The organism is Streptomyces sp. NPDC034043 (assembly GCF_055575675.1).
Map to the genome: position 1 here is coordinate 301215 of NZ_JBVISF010000001.1, position 22532 is coordinate 323746.

General features: G+C 72.6%; 23 protein-coding genes and 2 pseudogenes. 14 read left to right on the forward strand and 11 right to left on the reverse strand.

Translation table 11 applies throughout. The annotated features are described in order from the left end of the window. Positions 1-165: 165 nt before the first annotated feature. The 5 genes from ACZ51S_RS01725 (at position 166) to ACZ51S_RS01745 (ending at position 4832) form a co-directional block, all read left to right on the forward strand. On the forward strand, positions 166-513 hold the full coding sequence (locus ACZ51S_RS01725; protein WP_468959252.1) for a thioredoxin family protein: 348 nt from the start codon (positions 166-168) through the stop codon (positions 511-513). 251 nt (positions 514-764) lie between these two features. After that, complete coding sequence (locus ACZ51S_RS01730) at positions 765-1340, forward strand: flavin reductase family protein (RefSeq protein ID WP_468959255.1); 576 nt, start codon at positions 765-767, stop codon at positions 1338-1340. Between the two features lie 202 nt (positions 1341-1542). Beyond that, positions 1543-2328: an electron transfer flavoprotein subunit beta/FixA family protein gene (locus tag ACZ51S_RS01735; protein WP_468476153.1), complete on the forward strand. Its 786-nt coding sequence runs from the start codon at positions 1543-1545 to the stop codon at positions 2326-2328. Positions 2329-2388: 60 nt separating this feature from the next. Continuing rightward, positions 2389-3351 carry an electron transfer flavoprotein subunit alpha/FixB family protein gene (locus ACZ51S_RS01740; RefSeq protein WP_467884041.1) on the forward strand — a complete coding sequence of 321 codons (963 nt, stop codon included), beginning with the start codon at positions 2389-2391 and terminating at the stop codon, positions 3349-3351. A 182-nt stretch (positions 3352-3533) separates the two neighbouring features. Continuing rightward, positions 3534-4832, forward strand: a complete 1299-nt coding sequence (locus ACZ51S_RS01745; RefSeq protein WP_468801749.1) for a DUF6986 family protein — start codon at positions 3534-3536, stop codon at positions 4830-4832. 32 nt (positions 4833-4864) lie between these two features. Here the strand turns inward: ACZ51S_RS01745 and ACZ51S_RS01750 are convergent, their stop codons facing one another. Continuing rightward, positions 4865-7102 carry a hypothetical protein gene (locus ACZ51S_RS01750; RefSeq protein WP_468959257.1) on the reverse strand — a complete coding sequence of 746 codons (2238 nt, stop codon included), beginning with the start codon at positions 7100-7102 and terminating at the stop codon, positions 4865-4867. Between the two features lie 157 nt (positions 7103-7259). Here ACZ51S_RS01750 and ACZ51S_RS01755 point away from each other — a divergent pair, with 157 nt between their 5' ends. After that, positions 7260-7454 (forward strand): hypothetical protein, encoded by a 195-nt coding sequence (locus ACZ51S_RS01755; RefSeq protein ID WP_468801751.1) that lies wholly within the window; start codon positions 7260-7262, stop codon positions 7452-7454. On the opposite strand, the gene ACZ51S_RS01760 is transcribed toward ACZ51S_RS01755, so the two are convergent. Beyond that, on the reverse strand, positions 7444-8433 hold the full coding sequence (locus tag ACZ51S_RS01760; RefSeq protein WP_468801953.1) for a LacI family DNA-binding transcriptional regulator: 990 nt from the start codon (positions 8431-8433) through the stop codon (positions 7444-7446). The genes ACZ51S_RS01755 and ACZ51S_RS01760 overlap by 11 nt on opposite strands. 221 nt (positions 8434-8654) lie before the next feature. On the opposite strand from ACZ51S_RS01760, the gene ACZ51S_RS01765 reads away from it, so the two are divergent. Beyond that, entirely contained in the window at positions 8655-9692 is a 1038-nt protein-coding gene (locus tag ACZ51S_RS01765; RefSeq protein ID WP_468476156.1) for an NUDIX hydrolase, read from the forward strand. Positions 9693-9798: 106 nt separating this feature from the next. Here the strand turns inward: ACZ51S_RS01765 and ACZ51S_RS01770 are convergent, their stop codons facing one another. Next, positions 9799-10494: an MBL fold metallo-hydrolase gene (locus ACZ51S_RS01770; RefSeq protein ID WP_468885302.1), complete on the reverse strand. Its 696-nt coding sequence runs from the start codon at positions 10492-10494 to the stop codon at positions 9799-9801. Positions 10495-10607: 113 nt separating this feature from the next. Then, a complete protein-coding gene (locus ACZ51S_RS01775) occupies positions 10608-11972 on the reverse strand; it encodes a M20/M25/M40 family metallo-hydrolase (RefSeq protein ID WP_468476158.1) in 1365 nt (454 codons plus the stop codon). A gap of 161 nt (positions 11973-12133) precedes the next feature. On the opposite strand from ACZ51S_RS01775, the gene ACZ51S_RS01780 reads away from it, so the two are divergent. Then, positions 12134-13450 (forward strand): geranylgeranyl reductase family protein, encoded by a 1317-nt coding sequence (locus ACZ51S_RS01780; RefSeq protein ID WP_468959261.1) that lies wholly within the window; start codon positions 12134-12136, stop codon positions 13448-13450. Between the two features lie 234 nt (positions 13451-13684). Here ACZ51S_RS01780 and ACZ51S_RS01785 read toward each other — a convergent pair whose 3' ends face one another. Continuing rightward, a complete protein-coding gene (locus ACZ51S_RS01785; protein ID WP_468959264.1) occupies positions 13685-14143 on the reverse strand; it encodes a nitroreductase family deazaflavin-dependent oxidoreductase in 459 nt (152 codons plus the stop codon). A 149-nt stretch (positions 14144-14292) separates the two neighbouring features. Between ACZ51S_RS01785 and ACZ51S_RS01790 the strand changes: the two genes are divergently transcribed. Beyond that, the gene (locus tag ACZ51S_RS01790) at positions 14293-14991 is read left to right on the forward strand and encodes a TetR/AcrR family transcriptional regulator (protein ID WP_468959266.1); all 699 of its coding nucleotides are present in this window, start codon (positions 14293-14295) and stop codon (positions 14989-14991) included. 124 nt (positions 14992-15115) lie between these two features. Beyond that, positions 15116-16072 (forward strand): spherulation-specific family 4 protein, encoded by a 957-nt coding sequence (locus ACZ51S_RS01795; protein ID WP_468959269.1) that lies wholly within the window; start codon positions 15116-15118, stop codon positions 16070-16072. Between the two features lie 102 nt (positions 16073-16174). On the opposite strand, the gene ACZ51S_RS01800 is transcribed toward ACZ51S_RS01795, so the two are convergent. Further along, on the reverse strand, positions 16175-16528 hold the full coding sequence (locus tag ACZ51S_RS01800; RefSeq protein ID WP_468476162.1) for a CU044_2847 family protein: 354 nt from the start codon (positions 16526-16528) through the stop codon (positions 16175-16177). A 169-nt stretch (positions 16529-16697) separates the two neighbouring features. Here ACZ51S_RS01800 and ACZ51S_RS01805 point away from each other — a divergent pair, with 169 nt between their 5' ends. From ACZ51S_RS01805 to ACZ51S_RS01815, 3 genes and pseudogenes are all read left to right on the forward strand, one after another. Next, a complete protein-coding gene (locus tag ACZ51S_RS01805) occupies positions 16698-17114 on the forward strand; it encodes a DUF5958 family protein (RefSeq protein ID WP_468476163.1) in 417 nt (138 codons plus the stop codon). 78 nt (positions 17115-17192) lie between these two features. After that, positions 17193-18311: pseudogene (locus ACZ51S_RS01810) on the forward strand (IS701 family transposase). Between the two features lie 301 nt (positions 18312-18612). After that, complete coding sequence (locus tag ACZ51S_RS01815; RefSeq protein WP_468476164.1) at positions 18613-18933, forward strand: hypothetical protein; 321 nt, start codon at positions 18613-18615, stop codon at positions 18931-18933. A gap of 46 nt (positions 18934-18979) precedes the next feature. Here ACZ51S_RS01815 and ACZ51S_RS01820 read toward each other — a convergent pair whose 3' ends face one another. Both ACZ51S_RS01820 and ACZ51S_RS01825 read right to left on the reverse strand, forming a co-directional pair. Beyond that, entirely contained in the window at positions 18980-19273 is a 294-nt protein-coding gene (locus ACZ51S_RS01820; protein ID WP_468801757.1) for a hypothetical protein, read from the reverse strand. Positions 19274-19370: 97 nt separating this feature from the next. Further along, complete coding sequence (locus ACZ51S_RS01825) at positions 19371-19658, reverse strand: hypothetical protein (RefSeq protein ID WP_468959270.1); 288 nt, start codon at positions 19656-19658, stop codon at positions 19371-19373. Between the two features lie 20 nt (positions 19659-19678). On the opposite strand from ACZ51S_RS01825, the pseudogene ACZ51S_RS01830 reads away from it, so the two are divergent. Continuing rightward, positions 19679-19848 (forward strand): annotated as a pseudogene (locus tag ACZ51S_RS01830) (transposase); the annotation flags it as partial. Positions 19849-20125: 277 nt separating this feature from the next. Here ACZ51S_RS01830 and ACZ51S_RS01835 read toward each other — a convergent pair. The 3 genes from ACZ51S_RS01835 to ACZ51S_RS01845 all read right to left on the reverse strand — a co-directional run bounded on the left by ACZ51S_RS01835 (position 20126) and on the right by ACZ51S_RS01845 (position 22513). Then, positions 20126-20248 carry a hypothetical protein gene (locus ACZ51S_RS01835; RefSeq protein ID WP_468959692.1) on the reverse strand — a complete coding sequence of 41 codons (123 nt, stop codon included), beginning with the start codon at positions 20246-20248 and terminating at the stop codon, positions 20126-20128. A gap of 105 nt (positions 20249-20353) precedes the next feature. Further along, positions 20354-21589, reverse strand: a complete 1236-nt coding sequence (locus ACZ51S_RS01840) for a GDSL-type esterase/lipase family protein (protein WP_468801758.1) — start codon at positions 21587-21589, stop codon at positions 20354-20356. A 180-nt stretch (positions 21590-21769) separates the two neighbouring features. Continuing rightward, a complete protein-coding gene (locus ACZ51S_RS01845) occupies positions 21770-22513 on the reverse strand; it encodes a maleylpyruvate isomerase family mycothiol-dependent enzyme (RefSeq protein ID WP_468476168.1) in 744 nt (247 codons plus the stop codon). Positions 22514-22532: the final 19 nt, after the last annotated feature.

A 22532-nucleotide genomic window follows, 5' to 3' on the forward strand; every position in this document is an offset into this window, starting at 1 on the left:
GGCAGCGTAGGTACGCGGCCATGGGGATCGTGCCCCAAACGCGGCCCGCTGGCCAGCCCAGACGACCCCGCCGGGAGAGATTCTCGTCACGCGGGGAATGCCGCGCGCCGGACGGATGCTCGCACCAGGGTACGTAGACGCGGGACGGAGCGGACGGGAGCGGGTGTGCGGGTGCACGGAGACGAAGCGCGGCGGCCGGGCGGTCAGCGTCCCCTCGGTGCGGCCGAGCTGGGCAGGCCACCGGGGGAGCGCGCCAGCCTGGTCCAGTTCTCCAGCGCCTTCTGCCAGCCCTGCCGGGCCACCCGGAGGATCCTCGCCGAAGTCGCCGAAATGGTGGACGGCGTCGCGCACATCGAAATCGACGCCGAGCGCAACCTCGAACTCGTGCGCGCCCTCGGCATCGAGAAGACCCCCACCGTCCTCGTCCTGGACGCCGCCGGGCGCATCGTCCGCCGCGCGGCCGGGATGCCGCGCAAGGCGGACGTGATCGCCGCCCTGGGGGCCGCGGTGTGACCGGGGCGCCGGTACGCGCGCCCGCACGCAGCGTGACGCGCCTGACATCTGACCGCTGCGGCTTGACTGTGTACGCGTGAGATCGCCACGCTGGCGGCATGCGGTATGAACTCCTGCTTTACGGGCGGCTCCACGTGGACCTCGTCCGCCATGCGAGCGCGCGCTGTCGGGATCGCTGAAGGCCCCTCCGGCCCCCGGCCCCCGATCCCCTCTCACGCGCCCGCGCCCCCGCGGCAGAAGGAAGCATTCCCATGACGGCCCCGACGGCCCCGCCCGCATCCCTCGGCTCCTTCGACCCCTTCGACGCCGGTCGTTCCGCCGAGGGCGGACAGGCGGCCGGCGCCCCCCTGCCCGGCTCTCCCGAGCTGCTCCGCTCGGTCTTCAGGCGGCACGCGGCGGGCGTCGCGGTGATCACCGCGGAGAGCGGGGGCCGGCCCGCAGGTTTCACCGCGACCTCGCTCAACTCGGTCTCCGCGGACCCGCCGCTGCTCTCGTTCACCATCGGAACCGGCGCCTCCAGCTGGCCCGCCGTGCGCGACAGCGCGTACCTCGGCGTCCACATACTCGGCGAACACCAGCGGGAGCTGGCCGGCCTCTTCGCGCGCAGCGGCGCCGACCGCTTCGGGCCCGGCACCGAGTGGGCCCCGGGCCCGCACGGAGTGCCGCTGCTCGGCGGGGTCCTGGCGTGGACGGCGTGCAAGGTGGTCGCGCGGGTGCCCGCGGGGGAGCACCGGGTGGTCATCGCGGAGGTGGTGGCGGGGGACCCGGCGGGGGAGGGGCGCCCCCTGCTGTACCACCAAGGGCGCTTCAACGCGTTGCGGGACTGAATCGTCCCTGCTGGGACGGGTTCGGGCGGCGTTGGACAGATCACAGTTCGGCGGCCTTGCAACCGGGGAAGACCCACTGTGTACTGACGAGTAACATTCCCTTCGGAGCGCGGGCCGCCCCGACCGGGATCCGCCCGACGAGGCGCCTATGCTGCCTGCACAAGGCGGTATCAGAAAAAGACGATGCGGTAGGAGAGCCGGCGTGAGCCTGAGGATCGTTGTCTGTGTGAAGTACGTGCCCGACGCCACCGGTGACCGGCACTTCGCCGATGACCTGACCGTCGACCGCGACGACGTCGACGGTCTGCTGTCGGAGCTCGACGAGTACGCCGTCGAGCAGGCGCTGCAGATCGCCGACGAGGCGGACGACGCCGAGATCACCGTTCTGACGGTGGGCCCCGAGGACGCCAAGGACGCGCTGCGCAAGGCGCTGTCGATGGGCGCCGACAAGGCCATCCACGTCGAGGACGACGACCTGCACGGCACCGACGTCATCGGTACCTCGCTGGTCCTCGCGAAGGCGATCGAGAAGGCCGGTTACGACCTGGTCATCACGGGTATGGCCTCGACCGACGGCACCATGGGTGTCCTCCCGGCGATCCTGGCCGAGCGCCTGGGCGTCCCGCAGGTCACCCTGCTCTCCGAGGTCAAGGTTGAGGACGGCACCGTCACGGGCCGCCGCGACGGCGACTCCGCGAGCGAGCAGCTGGAGGCCTCCCTCCCGGCCGTCGTGTCGGTGACGGACCAGTCGGGCGAGGCCCGCTACCCGTCCTTCAAGGGCATCATGGCCGCCAAGAAGAAGCCGGTGGAGTCCTGGGACCTGTCCGACCTGGACCTGGAGTCCGACGAGGTCGGCCTCGAGGGCGCCTACACCGCGGTCGACTCCGCGGCCCAGCGTCCGGCCCGCACCGCCGGAACGATCGTCAAGGACGAGGGCGAGGGCGGCAAGCAGCTGGCCGAGTTCCTGGCCGGCCAGAAGTTCATCTAAGAGCTTCGGCCACCCCTCTCAAGCCCCCAGACACTTCGCAACAGCAGGAGAGACAGTCCCATGGCTGAAGTTCTCGTCTACGTAGACCACGTGGACGGTGCCGTCCGCAAGCCCACCCTCGAGCTGCTGACGCTGGCCCGCCGCGTCGGCGAGCCCGTCGCCGTCGCCTTGGGCGCCGGTGCCGAGGCCACCGCCGCGGTGCTCGCCGAGCACGGTGCCGTCAAGGTCCTCACCGCCGACGCCCCCGAGTTCACCGAGTACCTCGTCGTCCCGAAGGTGGACGCGCTGGAGGCCGCGTACAAGGCCGTTTCCCCGGCCGCCGTGCTCGTCCCGTCCTCCGCCGAGGGCAAGGAGATCGCCGCGCGCCTCGCCGTGCGCATCGGCTCCGGCATCATCACCGACGCCATCGACCTGGAGGCCGGTGACGAGGGTCCGGTCGCGACGCAGGCCGCCTTCGCCGCGTCGTTCACCACCAAGTCCCGCGTGTCCAAGGGCACCCCGGTCATCACCGTGAAGCCGAACTCGGCCCCGGTCGAGGCCGCCCCGGCCGCCGGCGCCGTCGAGGCGCTCGCCGTCACCTTCGGCGCCCTGGCCACCGGCACCAAGGTCGTCTCCCGCACCCCGCGCGAGTCGACCGGCCGCCCGGAGCTGACCGAGGCCGCGATCGTGGTCTCCGGCGGCCGCGGCGTCAACGGCGCCGAGAACTTCGCGATCATCGAGGAGCTCGCGGACTCCCTCGGTGCCGCCGTCGGCGCCTCGCGCGCCGCCGTCGACGCCGGCTGGTACCCGCACTCCAACCAGGTCGGCCAGACCGGCAAGTCGGTCTCCCCGCAGCTGTACATCGCCTCCGGCATCTCCGGCGCGATCCAGCACCGGGCCGGCATGCAGACCTCGAAGACCATCGTGGCCATCAACAAGGACGCCGAGGCCCCGATCTTCGACCTGGTCGACTACGGCGTGGTCGGCGACCTCTTCGAGGTCGTCCCGCAGCTGACGGGCGAGATCAAGGCGCGCAAGGGCTGACCCCCGCGCCGGTCCTGACCTGCGCGTCTCTTGGCCTCCGGGGCCGTGTGGTGATTGTCACCGCACGGCCCCGAGTCGTTTGTCCCACGCGGCGGAGGGACCATTGACTGAGCGGAACCCCGTGGCTAAATTCTGCTATGCGGATCTAAGCTTCCGTGAAGCGGAAAAGAGGAGAGTGCACGATGGGTCAGCAGGAGAAGGTGGCGACGAGCCTCGCAGGCGCGGTCAGCGAGGGCATCAGCGCCTCCCTGGCGCCGGTGGACGCCGAACTCGCGCGTCACTACCCGGGCGACCCCGGCACCCGCCAGCCCATCCACACCGTCTACGTCCCCGGTGACGTGTTCGCCGCCGACACCATCCGCTCCTGGGGCGACCAGGCCCTCGCGGCCCTCGACGAGCACGCCCCGGACGCCGCCACCTTCGCCAAGGTACTCGGCATCTCCGACGAGCTGGCCGTACCCGTCTACGACCGCGTCCGCGCCAAGCTCGCCACCGAGCCCATCGAGGACCTCCGCGTCGACTTCGAGGACGGCTTCGGCGTCCGCTCCGACGAGGAGGAGGACCAGGCCGCGGCCCGCGCCGCCCGCCTCGTCTCGGAGGCCTTCTCGAACGGCACGAACGCCCCGTACATGGGCATCCGCATGAAGTGCATGGAGTCCAACGTCCGCGACCGGGGCATCCGCACCACCGACATCTTCCTCTCCGGCCTGCTGGAGCACGGCGGTCTGCCCGACGGCCTCGTCCTCACCCTGCCCAAGGTCACCTACGCCGAGCAGGTCAGCGCCTTCGTCAAGCTGCTGGAGGCCTTCGAGTCCACCCGTGGCCTGCGCCCGGGCCGCGTCGGCTTCGAGATCCAGATCGAGACCAGCCAGTCCATCCTGGCCTCCGACGGCACCGCCACCGTGGCCCGCATGATCGAGGCCTCGAAGGGCCGCGCCACCGGCCTGCACTACGGCACCTTCGACTACAGCGCCTGCGTCGGGGTCTCCGCCGCGTACCAGGCCAGCGACCACCCCGCCGCCGACCACGCGAAGGCGATCATGCAGGTCGCCGCCGCCGGCACCGGCGTACGCGTCTCCGACGGCTCGACGAACGTGCTGCCCATCGGCACCACCGCGAAGGTCCACGAGGGCTGGAAGCTGCACTACGGCCTCACCCGCCGCGCCCTGGCCCGCGCCTACTACCAGGGCTGGGACATGCACCCGGCGCACCTGCCGACCCGCTACGCGGCCGTCTTCACCTTCTACCGCGAGGGCCTGGAGGCCGCGGCCGCGCGCCTGAAGGCGTACGTCGCCAAGATCGAGGGCGACGTCATGGACGAGCCCGCCACCGCGAAGGCCCTGGCCGGCTACCTGGTCCGCGGCCTGGACTGCGGCGCGGTCGGCACCGACGAGGTCACCGCCCTCACCGGCCTGACCCGAGCCGAACTGGACGCCTTCGCCATCCCCCGCCGCTCGGCGACCCTGACGGCGACGGCCTGATCCACCCGCCCCGCCGACGGCCCGGCCCGCCATCACCGGGGCCGGGCCGTCGGTGCGTGCGGGACCGGCAGGAGCCAGCGGCGGAGGGTGCCGTCGCCCCCGGCGGAGGCCAGCAGGCTCGCGTCGGAGGAGAAGGCCACACCCCGGACGGCACCGGTGTGGCCGGTCAGAGGCAGGCTGGTGGCGGGCCGGCCCGTGGTGGTGTCCCAGAGCCGCACGGTGCCGTCCGCGCCGGCGCTGGCGAGCCGGTGCCCCTGCGGGGAGAACGCCAGGTCGTACACGGGGCCGACGTGCCCGGAGAGAGGGTGGACGGGGGCGGCGGGGGCGCGTACGTCCCACAGCAGGACGCCTCCGTGGGCGTCGCCGGTCGCCAGAAGCTGCCCCTCCGGGGCGAAGGCCATGGCGCCGACGGTGCTCAAGTGGGCCGCCAGCTCGAGGTGCGGCACTCCCGGGGCAGAGGCGTCCCACAGCACCACCCGCTCGCCCATGGCGGCGGCCACCAGGGTCCCGTCCGGAGTGGCGGCGAGGGCGAGCGCGTCCGAAACGCCGTCCGGGACGTATCCGGTCCCGCGGCCGTCAGCCGTGCTCTGCACGGACACCCGCCCCTCAGCACCGATCACCGCCATCTGACGGGTGGCGCCGCAGAACGCGAGGTGCTGCACCAGGGACACGGGGCGGCCCGGCGGCCCGCCGGGGGCCCACAGCTCGGCCGGCCGGCCATCGGCGGGGAAGTCCAGTCCCCACGGGAGCATGCCGGCCGGCGCGGGCAGACTCTCGGACAGCATGAGACCCGACGCCGGATCCCAGGTGAGGATCCGGCCGTTATTGGCGCGGACCAGGAGACGGCTGCCGTCCGGGGAGAAGGCCAGCCTGCGCAGAGCGACTCCGTTCACGCTCGACAGCGGAGGCAGGGCCACGGCCTGCTGCTTGCGCAAGGCGGTGTCGAGGGCTCGTACCGCGAGCGGCCGAGAAGGCGAGGGCGCCGCGTGTGGCTCGTCGTGGTACACGACCAGAGTGTCGGCCTCGCCGCAGAGAGCGAGCATGCGGCCGTCGGGGGACATGGCCAGCCGGTCGAACGGACCTTTGTGCTCCGCCAGGGGCGGGCCCAGCGGGGCTCCGGTCGAAGGCTCCCACAGCCGTACGGTGCCGTGGTCGCTCATGGTGGCCAGCAGGCGGCCGTCCAGGGAGAAGGCCATGGTGGCCCCGCGCCCGGCCGCTTCGGGCAGTCCGCGCGCGAGGCTGCCGGTCGCCGTGTCCCACAGCAGGGTTTCTCCGCCGCAGGTCGTGGCCAGCAGGGCGCCGTCGGGGGAGAACGCGGCCTCGACGGGTCCGTCGATGTCCTCGAAGAGGGGACCGCCAACACTCCCACCCGTCGCGAGGTCCCACAGGCGCAGCGTCCGCGTGGTCCTGAGCGCGGCCAGGACACTGCCGTCGGGGCGGCAGAACGCCGCCTCGATCTCGCCGAACAGAGGTGGTCCGACAAGGTCTCCCGTCGCCGTGTCCCATCGGTGGACGATCTCGTCATCGGCCGTGACCAATGTCCGGCCGTCCGCGGCGAAGACGACCACGTCGACGGAGCCGTGGTGGCCGGGCAAGGGTGGTCCGGCCCGCTGGAGGGTCGCGGTTTCCCACAGGGTCACCTCCCCCTCGCAATCCCCGACGGCCAGGAGGTGGCCGCTGGGGGAGAACGCCAGCGAAAAGGCGAGGGGCCTGTTCAGGAGCTCGCCTACGGCAACCCCCCGGACGGGATCCCACAGTTGAACCACTGGGTCGGTGTGGTCCTGCCCCGCCACGGCGAGGAGCCGGCCGTCGGGAGAGAAGGCCACGCACCAGTTGTTGTCCGCGCGCAGGGCGAGCACGTGGGCCAGGGTGAAGCCGGGTACGGGTACGGGGACGGGGACGTGCTCCTTCGCGACAGGTTCGTGCACCCGGGAGCGCCGGACCGGCCCCAGGGCGGCCAGGTCGCGCCAGCGGCGGCGCCAGGGCTCCAGCTCGGGGGAGTTGTGGGGCGGCACGGCGGCCCGCTCCTGGCCGAACTCGTCGTAGGAGTGCAGGATCCGGACCAGGCCCATCAGACTGTCCAGTTTCGGAAGGCGGTCCCCGCGGAACACGTCGCTCTGGGTGGACACCGGAAGCCGGATCCCGGTCCGGGATTTCGCCGCACGCGCGGCGAGCTCGCGGTACGACCGGTTGCCCCGGTCGAGCCGCAGCCGACGCAAGTCCGCCGCGAACGAATCCAGTTCTTCGCTGAATGCACGCACGCTGTCCATCACCGCACAGGTTAGGGCCGTGCCCCGCGCTCCGCCGGACAATCCCGAACAGTGCCGGTCAGGGACGGGATACGGCGCTGTCCGGCGGTGTCCGGGGGCGGTACGGGTTCGTCCGGTGGGAGCGGGGTGCGGGAAGGAACGGCGGTGGAATCACGGCATGACCACATCCCACGACACCGATCCGCCCCTCCTGACCCTGCACGCCGCCGTCGTGCTCCTCGGCGCCCTGTTCGCCGGCTCCGTCACCGGCGGGCTGAGTTACCTCGGCGGGGTGCCGGCTCCGCTCGCCGTCCTCGCCGGGCTCACCGCCACCGGCGGGGCCGTGCCCGGGCTGCGGTCGCTCATCCGGTGACCGGCGGGATCTCGCCCGAGCCGCGGGGGATGAGGCGGGTGGGGAGTTCGATGCGGGTCGGGGGGAGGCTGCTGCCCGCCAGGCGCTGGAAGAGTCGGTCCGTGGCCACGCGGCCCAGGGCGGCCGGGTCCTGGGCGACGACCGTGACGCCCGGGCGCAGCAGGTCGGCGAGCTCGAAGTCGTCGAAGCCGACCAGCGCCACCGGCCGGGGAAGCGCCGCGAGGGCCCGTACGACGGTGACGGTGACCCGGTTGTTGCCCGCGAAGACGGCGGTGACCGGCTCCGGGCCCGCCAGCATCGCCGCGGCCGCCGACGCCACCCGGTCCGGTGCGGTGGAGCCGAGGGAGACCCAGGCCCCGGCCACCGGCAGACCCGCCCGCTCCATGGCCTCGTGGTAGCCGCGCAGGCGTTCCGTGGCGGTGTGGATGCGGGGGTGGTCGCCGATGAACCCGATCCGCCGGTGCCCGGCGGCGATCAGGTGCGCCACCCCGTCCCGGGCGCCGCCGAAGTTGTCCGACAGGACGACGTCGGCCTCGATCCGGCCCGCCGGGCGGTCCACGAACACGGTGGCCACCCCCGCCCGGATCTCGGGCTCCAGGTAGCGGTGGTCGTCCCCGGCCGGGATCACGATCAGCCCGTCGACCCGGCGTGCGCACAGCGCGAGCGCCAACTCCCGCTCGCGGTCCGGGTCCTCGGCGCTGGAGCCGTTGATGAGCAGGGCGCCGTGGGTGCGGGCCACCTCCTCCACGGCCCGGTTGAGCGGACCGTAGAAGGGGTCGGCGAGGTCCTCCAGGACCAGCCCGACGGTGGCGGTACGGCCCTTGCGCAGCACCCGCGCGCTGTCGTTGCGCCGGAATCCGAGCTCCTCGATGGCCTCCTGCACCCGGCGCTCGGTGTCGGGGGTCACCCCCGGCTCGCCGTTGACGACCCGTGAGACCGTCTTGAGGCCGACGCCCGCCCTGGCCGCCACGTCCTTCATGGTCGGCCGGTTGCCGTAGCGGGGCTCGGACGGGGGGCGGGTCTGCGGCACGGTGGGGAAACCTCCGGAGGTGGCGGTGGTGCGGAAGGGCTTTGACCTCGGCTGTGATCTCGGCTCCGCCCCCGAGCATAAGCACTCGGCCGGCGGGTGGGTTTCCGTGGCAGGGTGGGGCGGGCAGGCACCGGGGGGTTCGGAGGCGAGCCATAGGGAGAGGGGTAGACGTGATTGTCTGGATCAACGGCACTTTCGGTGCCGGGAAGACCAGCACGGCCCGCGAACTGGCCGGACTCCTGCCGGACAGCAGCCTGTACGACCCGGAGCTCATCGGTGACGCGCTGCGGCGGCTCCTGCCGGCCAAACGGCTCGCGGAGGTCGACGACTACCAGGACCTGCCGAGCTGGCGGCGGCTCGTCGTGGACACGGCGGCGGCGATGCTGGCGGAGCTCGGCGGGACCCTGGTCGTGCCGATGACGCTGCTGCGGCAGGAGTACCGCGACGAGATCTTCGGCGGTCTCGCGGCGCGCCGGATCGCGGTGCGGCACGTCCTGCTCGCCCCGGAGGAAACGATCCTGCGTGAGCGCATCGCCACCCGCCAGGAGCCGGGGGCGCCGCAGGAGGTGGACGTACGGGTCCGCCAGTGGGCGTACGACCACATCCCGGCGTACCGGCAGGCGTTGGGGTGGCTGGCGGCCGACGCGCACCTCATCGACAACGGGCACCTGACGGTCCGGGAGACGGCGCAGCGGATCGCCGACGCCGTACGCACCGACACGGCGGCCGTCTGCGACATCGTGCAGACCCCGGAGCCGACGCGGGAGACGGTGGCGGCGGGGGTGCTGCTCTTCGACGACCGGGACCGGGTCCTCCTGGTGGATCCGACGTACAAGCCGGGCTGGGAGTTCCCGGGCGGGGTGGTCGAGGCGGGCGAGGCCCCGGCACGGGCGGGCGTACGGGAGGTCGCGGAGGAGCTGGGCCTGACGCTGGAGCGGGTCCCGGGACTGCTGGTGGTCGACTGGGAGCCGCCCCGGTCCCCGGCGTACGGGGGCCTGCGGCTGCTGTTCGACGGCGGGCGGCTGCCGGAGGCGGAGACCGCCCGGCTGCGGCTGCCCGGACCGGAACTGCGGGCCTGGCGCTTCGTCACGGAAGAGGAGGCAGCCGCACTCCTGCCGCCGCAGCGCTACGAACGGCTGCGCTGGGCCCTGCGCGCCCGCGAGCGCGGCCACCCGCTCTACCTGGAGTCGGGTCGCCCCACCCCGTGACACCGGCGCCGGCGCCGGCGGCGCGGCCCCGGCCCGGTCCCGGCCGGGCGGGGGCCCCGGCCCGGTCCCGGCCGGGCGGGGGCTCAGGCCTTGGCCGGGCGGGGGCTCAGGCCTTGGCCGCCTCCGCCGCCGCGTGGAGCGCCTTCGCGGTGTCCTCGGTCCAGGGGTCACCGTGCCCGAAGCAGGCCACGGCCGGGGCGAGGGCGGCCAGCCGGCGGAAGGAGGCGACCGCCCCGGCCCGGTCGACGTTGAAGACGCCCAGCATCACCTGGCCCACTCCGGCCACGCAGTCCCCCGTGAACAGCACCCCGTGCGCCGGCAGGTGCACACCGATGCTGCCCGGCGTGTGGCCCGGGGCGTGGACCACCACCGCCCCGTCGCCGAAGTCCAGCACGTCACCGTCCTCCAGCTCCCCGTCGACCCAGGTCGGCGGCGCCTCCGGGGCCGTCAGCCCGTGCGCGTACAGCGGGACTTCCCAGTCCAGCAGCACCGGTTCGGGGACCGGCCGCTCACCGCGCACCACCGGGGCGTCCAGCCGATGGGCCAGCACCCGCGCACCCCAGCGGGCGGCGAGCTCACCGGCGGCGCCGACGTGATCGCGGTGGCAGTGCGTCAGCACGATCCGCTCCAGCCGCTCGGGCGCCAGCCCGAGGGAACGTATCGCCCGCTCGATGCCGTCGGCGGAGCCGGCATGGCCGGCGTCGATCAGGGTGAGCGCCCCGCCGTCCTGCCAGAGATAGGCCTGGCCGATGGAGAAGCGCAGCATGTGGAGCCGGTCCGGGAGTACTTCTACGAGATCCATGACGACGACCGTAGACAGCCGGGGCCGCCGCGGGCACGCGACTTAGCCACAAGCAGAGCACGCCCGGGGCGCACCGCGCCCCGGGCGTACGAAGTGTCCCGCCGGCTGCCGTGTCAGACGGCCTTGGACGCCGCGTAGTTCACCAGGAACAGGGCCTCGGCGACCGACAGCCGCTCCAGCTCCTCGGGGGAGACGCTCTCGTTCACCGCGTGGATCTGCGCCTCCGGCTCGCTCAGCCCGATGAGCAGCATCTCCGCCCCCGGGTACAGCGAGGTCAGCGTGTTGCACAGCGGGATCGACCCGCCCATGCCGCTGATCTGCATCTCCTGGCCGTCGTACGCCTCCCGCAGGGCCGCCGCCATCGACGCGTACGCCGGGCTGCTCGTGTCCGCCTGGAAGGGCTGGCCCTGGCCCACGACCTCCAGCTCGAGGCGGGCCTTCCACGGGGTGTGCGCCACCAGGTGCGCCTCCAGCAGCTTGATGGCCTCGGAGGTGTCCACGCCCGGCGGCACGCGCAGGCTGATCAGGGCGCCCGCGCTCGCGTGCACCGACGGGGTCGCGCCGACCACCGGCGGGCAGTCGATGCCGAGCACGGTGACGGCGGGACGGGCCCACAGCCGGTCGGCGATCGTGCCCTCACCGATCAGCTCGACACCGTCCAGCACCCTCGCGTCGGCGCGGAAGTCCGCCTCCGGGTACTGCAGGCCCTCCCACACCGCGTCCGAGGCCAGACCGTCCACGGTCGTCGAACCGTCCTCGGAGCGCAGCGAGTCCAGCAGGCGGATCAGCGCGGCGAGCGCGTCGGGGGCGACACCGCCGAACATGCCGGAGTGCAGGTTGCCGCCCAGGGTGTCGATCCTGACCTTGATCAGGGTCATCCCGCGCAGCGTGGCCGTCACCGTCGGCAGCCCGAGGCGGAAGTTGCCCGCGTCGCCGATGACGATGGTGTCGGCGGCCAGCAGCTCGGGGTTGGCCTCGGCGTACTGCTGGAGGCCGCCGGTGCCCTGCTCCTCCGAGCCCTCGACGATCACCTTCACGTTCACCGGCACCCCGCCGTTGGCCTTCAGGGCGCGCAGCGCGAGCAGGTGCATGATGAACCCGCCCTTGCAGTCCGCGGCACCGCGCCCGTACCAGCGGCCGTCGCGCTCGGTCAGCTCGAAGGCGGGGGAGATCCAGGCGGCGTCGTCCAGCGGCGGCTGCACGTCGTAGTGCGCGTAGAGCAGAACGGTCGGGGCGCCCTCGGGGCCGGGCAGGAACCCGTACACGGACTGCGTGCCGTCCGGGGTGTCGAGCAGCGCCACGTCCTGGAAGCCCTCGGCGCGCAGGGCGTCGGCCACCCAGTTCGCGGCGGCCTGGCTCTCGCTCTGCGGGAACTGGGCCCAGTCCGCGACCGACTGGAAGGCCACCAGCTCGGTCAGCTCCGCCTTGGCGCGGGGCATGAGCGAGGCGACGGTCTCGGCGATCGGATTCAGGGACATGGGCACGCTCCTCGTGGGTGCGACGTTGTGATGAGTGCCGGGGTACGGCGAATGCAACGCGAAAGACTGTCACGATCCTCGCACAGAGGGACGAGGCGGCGGCTCGCCGTAGGATTTCCACGGCATCGGAGCAACCGGGTGATCAGGAGCAGACGCACATCGTGAGCAGCGACGACGACGTGAACGGCGCAAGCGCAGAGCAGGCGGCTCGGGGGGCGGACGAGGGCGCCCCGGCAGAGGCGGCCGGGGAGACGGCCGAAGGGGCGGCCGCAGAGGGCGCCGGAGAGGTGTGGGACGTCGTCGTGGTCGGCGCCGGACCGGCCGGAGCGTCGGCGGCGCGCGCCGCGGCCGCGGCTGGGAGGAGCGTCCTGCTGCTGGAGAAGGCGGAGCTGCCCCGGTACAAGACCTGCGGCGGCGGCATCATCGGCCCCTCGCGCGACGCCCTTCCCCCGGGCTTCGCCCTGCCCCTCAAGGACCGCATCCACGCGGTCACCTTCTCCCTCAACGGCAGGCTGGCCCGCACCCGCCGCTCGAAGCACATGCTGTTCGGGCTCATCAACCGGCCCGAGTTCGACGCGGCCCTGGTCGCGGAGGCCGAGAAGGCGGGCGCGACCCTCCGTACGGGCACGGCCGTGTCCCGGGTCGAGCAGCACGGCGCGGCCGTGCCGGACCGCCGCACGGTCGCCGTCGTGCTCGCCGACGGCGAGACCGTCCTGGCGCGGGCCGTGGTCGGCGCCGACGGCAGCGCCAGCCGGATCGGCGCCCACGTCGGTGTGGAGACGGACCAGGTCGACCTCGGACTGGAGGCGGAGATCCCGGTACCGGAGACGGTGGCCGAGGACTGGAAGGGCCGCGTCCTGATCGACTGGGGTCCGCTGCCCGGCAGTTACGGCTGGGTCTTCCCCAAGGGCGACACGCTCACCGTCGGGGTCATCTCGGCGAAGGGCGAGGGCGCCGCCACCAAGCGGTACCTCGACGACTTCATCGCCCGCCTGGGTCTGGCCGGCTTCGAACCGGCCGTCTCCTCCGGTCACCTGACCCGCTGCCGCAAGCCCGACTCCCCGCTCTCGCGCGGCCGGGTGCTGGTGGCCGGTGACGCGGCCGGTCTCCTGGAGCCGTGGACGCGGGAGGGCATCTCCTTCGCGCTGCGGTCGGGACGGCTCGCGGGGGAGTGGGCGGTCAAGATCTCCGAGGCGCAGGACGCGGTGGACGCGCGCCGCCAGGCGCTCAACTACGCCTTCGCGGTCAAGGCCGGGCTGGGCGTGGAAATGGCCGTCGGCAAGCGGATGCTGTCCGTCTTCGAGACCCGCCCGGGGCTGATCCACGCCGCGCTCACGGGCCTGCGGCCGGCCTGGACGGCCTTCGCCCGCATCACCCGCGGCTCGACGACCCTGCCCGACCTGGTCCGTACGCACCCGCTGGCGCGCAAGGCGCTGCACCTGGTGGACGACCGTCAGGCGCGGGGCCGCCGCGGATAGGCGCGGGGAGACAGCCACGCCGAGGCGCCGGCCCCGGCGGCGTCCGCGTGCGCGGGGGCACCGAGGAGGTGCGCTCCGCCGCGCGGGGTCCGCCGGGGCCGGCGCCTCGGCACGTCCGGGAGGGGAACCCGTCAGGGGCGGTCGGGCGGGGCCGGGGCGGGGGTCGGGCGGTGTGCCCGGCGGGGGTCGTGCGGGGTCCGGTGGGGTCCGGGCGCCCGGCGGGGTGCGGGCGGCTCAGCGGGACACCGTGACGCGGAAGACCGGGTGGTCCCCGGCCGCCGCCCGGAGCTCGGCGTCCGTGGACTTCGCGGTGACGCCCTGGAAGAACCGGTTGACCTCCCAGCCCCACTTCTCCAGGTAGGCGCGCAGGACGGCCGCCTTCTCCGCCGGGTCGGTCAGCTCCACGGCGGTGAAGGCGCGGACCTTGCGGCCCACGCGCAGCTCGCCGCCGCCCGCCGCGCGCATGTTGCGGACCCACTGGGAGTGGCCGCGAGCTGAGACGAGGTACTGGTCGCCCTCGTGGGTGTGCGGGTTGACGGGGATGCGCTGCATCCGGCCGGAGGTGCGGCCGCGCACCGACAGCTCGGCCGAGCCGGCCAGGCTGAGGCCGAGACGGGCGAGCTTGCCGAACAGGGCGTTGAAGCGGACGGCGAAGCGGCCGGCCTGGGCGTAATAGGGGGCGGGCGCGTTCATGGTGGCCTCCGGGGCTCATTGGGAGAGCACTGCTCTCGCTTGAGATCAGTGTGCACGGATCGGCGCACCAGAACAAGAGCGGTGCTCTCTCTAGTGAGCGCCGCTCTGCTTTTCGTGCACTGCTCTGCTCCCATGGCACACTGATCGGTATGAGCACCGTGCGAGGAGCCAGGGAACGGGCCCGTATCGAGGTCACCGCCGCCATCAAGGACGAGGCCCGCCGCCGGCTCGCGGCCGAGGGCGCCGCCAAACTCTCGCTGCGCGCCGTCGCCCGCGAGCTGGGCATGGTCTCGTCAGCCCTCTACCGCTACTTCCCCAGCCGCGACGAGCTGCTCACCGCGCTGATCATCGACGCCTACGACAGCCTGGGATCCGCCGCCGAAGCCGCCGACATCACCGCCCTCGCCGCCGGCGACCCGCCCCGCGCCCGGTGGACCGCGGTCTGCGCCGCCGTCCGTACCTGGGCACTGGGCCACCCGCACGAGTACGCCCTCATCTACGGCTCGCCGGTCCCCGGCTACACCGCCCCCCTCGACACGGTCGGCCCCGCCGCCCGCGTGGCCAACGTCCTCATCGGCATCCTCCGCACCGCCTACGAAGGCCGCGGCCTCGCCCTGCCGCCCCTGCCCGCCCCCCTGCGCGCCGAAGCCCACCGGATGACCGCGGACTTCGCCGAAGGCCTGCCCCCGGAGGTGACGGCCGCGCTGGTCGCGGCCTGTGCGCAGCTCGTCGGCCTCGTCTCCTTCGAGCTGTTCGGCCAGTTCAACCGGGTCGTCGAGGAGCGGGAGGCCTTCTTCGCGCACGCCGCCGGGCAGCTGGCGCACTCCGTGGGACTGCCCGCCGTATGACAGGGGCATGGTGACGAGTCGCTTGTCTGTTCCTCATACCGATCCGGGTGGTTCGCCGTTCACCGGGATTCCGCGCGTCTAGTGTTCCTGGGGTCCCGCCACCGCCGCAGCCGGAGGAACAGTCGTGACCCCCGCCCGCGTACTGAGGTCTGTGTACGCCGTCGCCGTGACCGTGCTGCTCGCCGCACCGGCGCCGGCGGTGCCCGCCTCCGCGAGACAGACGGCGCCGCCGGCCACGCCCGCCCCCCGGATACCCGGCGTACGCGGCCTGGAGATCGGCGTACCCGCCTACGTCCGGGCCGACGCCCCGATGCTGGCCGCGCTCACCGCCACCACCCCCGCCGCCTCCGTGGTCGTCCTCAACCCAGGCAACGGCGACGCCCCCTTCGACGGCCGCTGGCGCGCCCGCGCCGACGCCCTGCGCGCCAGGACCACCGCCACCGGCGAGAGGACCAAGGTGCTCGGCTACGTCCACACCGACCACGGCCGGCGGGACCCGGCGGCCGTCAGGGCCTCCGTCGACAACTACCTGCGGCCTTCCGGCGACGGGGACGGCCGGCTGCACGTCGACGGCATCTTCTTCGACGTGGTCAGCCGCGACTGCGGCACCGGCAACGCCACCCGCGATCACTACGCGGCACTGCGCCGCTACGTCCAGGACACCATGCACGCCGCCGACCCGGACGTGGACGACCTCGTCGTCAACAACCCCGGCACCGCCATCGCCGACTGCTACCTGGAGCCGGGTCACCGCACCGCCGACATCTTCGTCACCTACGAGAACACGTACGCGGCCTACACGACGGGCGGATGGCACGGCAACGTCTTCGACGCCCACGGCGCCTACCGCCAGGGCACCGAACTCGACCCGACCGGCAGCGCGTTCTGGCACCTCGTGCACGAGGTCCCCGACACCGCCGCGATGCGCGCCGCCCTCCGCACCGCCTTCACCCGCGGCGCCGGCTACGCGTATGTGACGAGCGCGGCCATGCCCAACCCGTGGAACGCCGGCCCCGCCTGGAAATTCGGCCCCCAGACCGCCTACGCGGCCACCCTGGGCGGAACGGCCCCGGCCGGCTGACCCGTCCCGCGCGCACACCGACCGCTCCTGCGGGGCCAAGCCGCGGCCGACGGCCCGGCCGGTCCGGACGAGGGCCCGGCCACGCCGCAGACGCCCAGGCGATCAGCCCGGCGCCGGCCGCTCGCCCCCGGCCCGACGGCCCGGCGCGTCCCGCTCCCAGGTCATGGTCACCCTCAGGTGACAGTTGGCCGTGCTCTTGGTGATCACGGCCCCGGCCTCGAACGCGAGGTCGACGCCGAACTCGAACGAGATCCCGTCGGGCCCGGCCTTGCGCAGCTGGTCGAGGGTGGCGCGCGCCGCCTCCGTGACGGAGCCCAGGGCCTCCTGGAGGGTCTGGGGCAACTGGTGAACGGCATCGCCGAAGCGCCCCGCCTTGAGGGGCCCCCGCGCCGTGGCCGGAGCCTCGACGAGGAGGGTGCCGCCGTCCGCCAGTGGGATCCGGGCCAGTTCCGTCAAGGCTCCTCCTCCGGTCGCCCGCCCCCTCGACCATCCCCGGCACCGGCGCGTGCCGCACGCGCGGTGGGCCGTACGGATGACCGGCGCCTAATACTCCAGTCATACTTCGCGTTCTGGTTCGATGGCCCACGGGGGCGACTCGCCTCGGCTGGATCGCAGGGGGAGACAGATGAACGAGCGCACGGTCATGCTGAACATGCTCGCGCAGGACTTGCGTCCGATCGAGCAGGGTGTCGAGTGGTTCGAAGCTCTGCCGGCTGAGAACCAGTTCGAGGTTCTGCGGGAGCTGTGCGGACACTGCATGCAAGCCCGCGCGACGGAGGAGGACGGGCCCGAGAGCGTTCGACGCGCTGGCCTTCGGCCGACGTGTACCCCCGCCGTTTTGATCACGCGTGGGCAGCTGAACGTGCAGCTGGGAAAGATCATTAATCTGCCGCAGGACGAGCGGGTGAAGTCATTCCGGCTGTTGGTCGCGCTGCTGGGGGTGTCGGACGAGCGTCGTCGGGAGCGGTTCTGCGCTGACGGGTGTGGTCATGACTGGCACCAGTTGGCGGGTGGAACCGATCGGGGAGCGGCCACCGCGTGATCATCAACGGTTGTGTGGACTTCTGAAGATGGTGCTTTGGCCGTGGGCCATGGCGTAGACCCTGCTCGTTGGCGGGCGATGTTCGACCAGGCCATGGCCCGTATCGCCTGCCGGTTCCGGCGGGTCGAGCCGAGGGCGACAGCGCGGGCTTTCGTGCTCGGACTGCCGTCCGGTGCAGAGCGCAAGAACTGCTGGCAGCCGGCTGAGGAGGCTGGCCATTCCCGCCCCGGCGCGATGCAGCGGCTGCTGCGAAACGCACGCTGGGATGCCTAGGAGATACGCGACGATGTCCGCGCCTACGTGCTGGAGAGTCTCGGCGGTGACGGGGTGTTGATCGTGGACGAGACGGGTTTCTTGAAGAAGGGCCTACGTTCTGCGGGCGTGCAGCGGCAGTACACCGGAGCCGCTGGGCGGATCGAGAATGCCCAGGTCGGGGTGTTTCTTGTTTACGCGACCGCACGGGGACGGGCACTGATCGACCGTCGTCTCTACCTTCCCGAGCGCACCTGGTGCCAGGACGGCGAGCGCCGCGCGGGCTTCGGCGTTCCCGGGCACGTCGAGTTCGCGACGAAGCCCCGCCTGGCCCTGCGGATGATCGAGGCGGCTCTGGACGCCGGGCGCACCTCCTCCTGGGTGACAGGGGACGAGGTCCACGGCCAGGACCCGCACCTTCGCTCCGGCCTGGAGGCACGCGGGGTCGGCTACGTCCTGGCAGTCGCCTGTACCACCAGGGTGCGGATCAATCAGGACCGCACTGGGGTCCAAGCTGATGCCGTGGCCGCCTCTCTACCCAGGGACGCCTGGCACCGGCAAAGCGCCGGCGCCGGAGCGAAAGGCCCGCGCTATTACGACTGGGCCTGGATACAGACCGGAGCCGACAAGAGCCGGTGCCTGCTGATACGCCGCAAGCCCACCACCGGCGAACTCGCCTTCTACCTGTGCTGGTCGCCGGGCGCGGTAGCCCTGTCCTCGTTGGTCCGTGTCGCCGGGACCAGGTGGTGCATCGAGGAGTGCTTCCAAGCTGCCAAAGGCCAGGTCGGCTTGGCCCACTACCAGGTCCGCCACTGGACCTCCTGGCACCGCCACATCGCCCTGGCCGTGCTCACGCTGGCCTTCCTCGCGGCCGTTGCGGTCAGCGCCAAGCCCGGCCGAAGCCCCGACCCGAACCGTCCTGCCCGCAGCAGCGAGCCCGATTGACCTGACCATCCCGGAGATACGCCGCCTCGTCGGCATGCTGTTCCGACGGCCGACCGCACCTCTGCACAGCCTTCTGAACCGGTCAATCTGGCGCAGACTCCACCAAGAACAGGCCAGACGCTGCCACTGCCAACGGCGACTCAGTAGCTACCCGGAGACCTAAATCACGAAGTCGCACTGGAGTGCTACGACGTCGTTTCCTGTGGTGGTCGTCCCCTCCCTGAGGGCTGGCGCTTTCGGTGCAGGTGGCACAAGATCGGGTTTCATGTCCCAGGCCGTACACGTTCAATACACACACCTCTTGCGAACGAGCTCGCTTGATCTCTGGAAGCGCCTCAGGCACCTCCTCGAAGATCAGGGGCTCGACCCGGCTACCACTGTGCTGGTCAATCTCTTCCCGGATGGCGGCGACCACGAGTTCGGACAGTGCATCGACGGGGATGGCCGTGTCTACCGCTTCGATGTCGCCTACGACCGTGACACGCCGAAGGGCGCAGGCAAAGCCGTCCTCCGTAACTGGACAGACATCACTGATACGTGGCAGAGGGATCCGCTCCAGGACGAGATTGCCGATGCCTTCATCTGGCAACCTCCGGCGCGCAGGACCGTCCTGTCCGGCTGACCGCAGATGTGCCATCACTCCCGCCGTCGGCGGCACCACCCGCCTGTCAACGCGATCGTGCCGTGTCGTGCCGTGGTGGCTGGGGCGTCAACGGATGCCACTCCGGAACACGGGCAGTCCGGCGGGCGTTGACCTCGCCCTCGAAGGTCGAGCCGCTGTGCAGCGTGACTGTGACATGCAGCCGGGACCTGGGGACGATGTAATGCGTGACATTGGCGATCTCTGACCAGGGCAACTCGGTCTCCGCGCCTCCCCGGTCGAGGTCCTCATCGGTTTCGATCTGGTCCAGCGGTAGCCCGCGCCCATGCAGTGCCAGGAGTACCCCGTCGGCATCGACCACGATGCTGGAGTCCGTGTCCGCCGCGATGAATGCCTCGTCGTTCGGGGCGGGCGCCGGCCCGGAGCCTCGATCCGCCGCCTCCGATTGAGATGACGTCTCAGCCCGGAGGCATCGGCTGCCGCGGGGCGGCATTGAACAGATAGTCGTACATGTCCTGAAGGTGTGCGTGGAGAGTCTCGCGGTCAGGGAATTCGACATCGGTCAACCTCTCGTATTCATCCGGGCCGAACGAGTCGTCGGCAATGATCTCCGCGAATCCTTCACGAACGGATTCGACGTACGAATCGCTGAAAGCTGTGAGAGTCGGCCTCAGATATCCAGTCATGTCGTAGCCCATCTCAAGGCCCAGGCAAGTCCTGAGGAAGCCCTTGAAACGATCGTCCATTGAACATCTCCGATTCCCCGCACCCCGGACGGTTGCGTGTCCCTGACCGGACAGCACTCGCCGGCGTCCTGTTCGTGCTGCGGACCGGTGTCGCCTGGCGAGACGTCCCAGCGGAGACTGTGGGCTGTTCCGGGGTGACGGCCTGGCGCCGGCTGCGGGAATGGACGAGACCGGCGTCTGGCCACGCCTCCCCTCATCCGGCGCCTGCTGGGACGTCCCCGCCGCAAGGCGACCGGGGCTACAACTTCACCGAATACCGCCGCCCGCTGTCGAAGCGCGGCATCACATCCGTGATCGCCGACGCGCCGATCTCCAGCAGGGACTGCTCGAATTGGCCTGGCGGATACCGTCTTCGCGGTTCAGTGCACGCTGGAGGGGCCCTCTCGTCACGAGGCGCAGTCCGCAGAAGCCGGAACGGGAGCGCTCCGTGGCCGGGTCGGCGCGCGGCCGGCCACGGAGAGCCGAGGTCACAACCAGCGTACGGACGAGGCGGAGTCGTTGCCGGCGTCGCCACTGTTCAAGCTGATCGACTCGCCCGGCAGCAGCGTGATCGGCGTGCCCTTGAAGTCCCAGTCCGGGTAGACCCGCACGATGTCGGTGGTCCGGTTGTACAGCGTGCTGGCCCTGTCGTGGCACCGCAAAAGCGATCACTCGTGCGACGAAAACGCCCGGACAGCCGAGTAGCCGCCCTTCGCTCACGCGGTTCCCGGGGCCGAGCCATTCCGCTCCCGGCCGGGGGCGAAGGGGCCTTCCGGGGCGAAGGCATGGGCGGCGAAGCGGTCGGCGATGAGCTGGTGGCCGGCCGGGGACGGGTGGAGGCCGTCGGGGAGGGGGAGAGCGGCGAAGTCGGCCTCGCCGTAGAGGCCGAGCCCGTCGAGGTGGTGCAGGTTCGGGTCGTAGGTCGCGCGTTCCCGCGCGATGCGGGCCAGTTCCTCCCGCACGACCCTGAGGGTCAGCTTGCCCGAGGGGACCTCCGCCGGATCGCCCGCGGCCCGGAACCGGAGCCTGCCCTCGGAGAGTTCGCCGAGGTCGGGGGCGGTGGGGCCCGGGGTGTCCTCGTGGATGGGGCAGAGGACCGGTGAGACCAGCAGCAGCGGGGTGACGGGGTGGCCCTCGCGGATGGTGTCGAGGAAGCCGTGGACGGCGGGGCCGAAGGCGCGCAGGCGCATCAGGTCGTGGTTGACCAGGTTGATGCCGATCTTGACGCTGATCAGGTCGGCGGGGGTGTCCCGCAGGGCGCGCGCGGTGAAGGGGTCGAGCAGGGCGCTGCCGCCGAAGCCCAGGTTGACCAGCTCGACCCCGCCCCGGGCGGCGGCCAGGGCCGGCCAGGTCGTGCTGGGGCTCGCCGCGTCGGAGCCGTGGCTGATCGAACTCCCGTGGTGGACCCAGACCCGGCGGCCCCGGTCCGGGGAGGGCTCGACGGGGGCGTCGGTCCGCAGGGCCACCAGCTCGGTGACCTCGTTGTGCGGCAGCCAGATCTCCACGTCCTTGAGCCGGTCGGGCAGGCCGGAGAACCGGACCGTGCCGACCGGGCCGGGGACGCGCTCCGCCGACCCGGTGGCCATGTCCATCATGAGGACGTGACCGCCGGGCAGCGAGCCCCGGCCGGTGAGCCGGCCGTCGACGAGCAGGTCGTAGACGCCGTCGGGGCGCGGCGGGGCACCCCGGTAGGCCGTCCTGGTGCGCACGGCGTCCAGTTCGACGGCCGTGGCCCGGGTGCGGAACACCAGGCGGACCCCGGAGGGCTGAGCCTCCGCCATGGCCAGCTGCCCGTCGGCGCACTGGGCGCGGGCCCGGGCGGGCAGCCGGTGCGGGAGCAGCCCGAGCGGGGTGCGTTCGAGCTCCAGCGCGCCGCGCAGGAACCGCTCGTGCACCGGGGTGGTGATCCAGTCGGGGGAGGTCGGGGAGCCGGGGGAGGTGGGGGAGTCCATGGGGCCCAGCCTGCCAAGCCGGTGTCCGGTCCGCACAGGGAATATCCCCCGCGCCGGGCCCCCGCGCCGGGCCCGCGCCGGGCCCCCGCGCCGGCGCGCCCGCGGCGGCACCGGGCGGGGTCCGGCCGGCACCGGGCGGGGGAGCCGCTGCCCGGCGGCCCCGGGCCGGGCCGTCCGGCGTCAGATGCCCGCCGTCTCCTGCCACAGCCGTGCCAGCGACTCGTCGCCGCGTACGCCCGGGCCGGCGAGCGGGAGCCGGTTCCACAGGGCCGCGTACAGCCAGGACGCCTCCCCGGTCACCTCGCAGTCCGCCTCCTCACCGGTGTCGCCGCGTACCGTACGGGCCGGCTCCTTCGACAGGTGGACCGTCCACACCGCGCCCGTGTCCGCCGCCCGGACCCGCATCACCCGCGGCTCCTCGGTCCGCACCCGGCTGCGCGGCCGGGCGTGGAAGCCGGTCAGCAGCTCGTCCACCCCGTCCTCCGCGAAGGCCGGCTCCACCGCCGAGAGGGCGACACCCCGCGCGGACTCGGCGTCGAAGCGGTGCACGGTCGTCTCGTGCGCCTGCCGCCGTGCCCAGAACGCCAGCGGCGACGGCGGCGCCGTCGGCAGGAAGGTCCAGCACGCCAGCCCGGCCGGGGCCTCGGACAGGGACCGGACCAGTTCCGCGTGCCCCTCCCGGAACCAGGCGAGCAGCTCCGCCCCGGCCAGCTCCGGAGGCTCCGGGAACGCCACCGGCTCCACCAGCCCGTCCCGCACGTAACCGGCGGCCCAGCGGTGCACCGAGCCGGTGTGCCGCAGCAGATCGGTGACCCGCCACTCGGGACAGGTCGGCACCAGGACGTCCGTACCAGCGCGTTCGGCCTGATCGGCGAGGAGTTCGCCCTCCCGGGCCAGGGTCTCCGTGTATTCGGTGATCTTCATGCCGCGAGTCTGCCAGCAG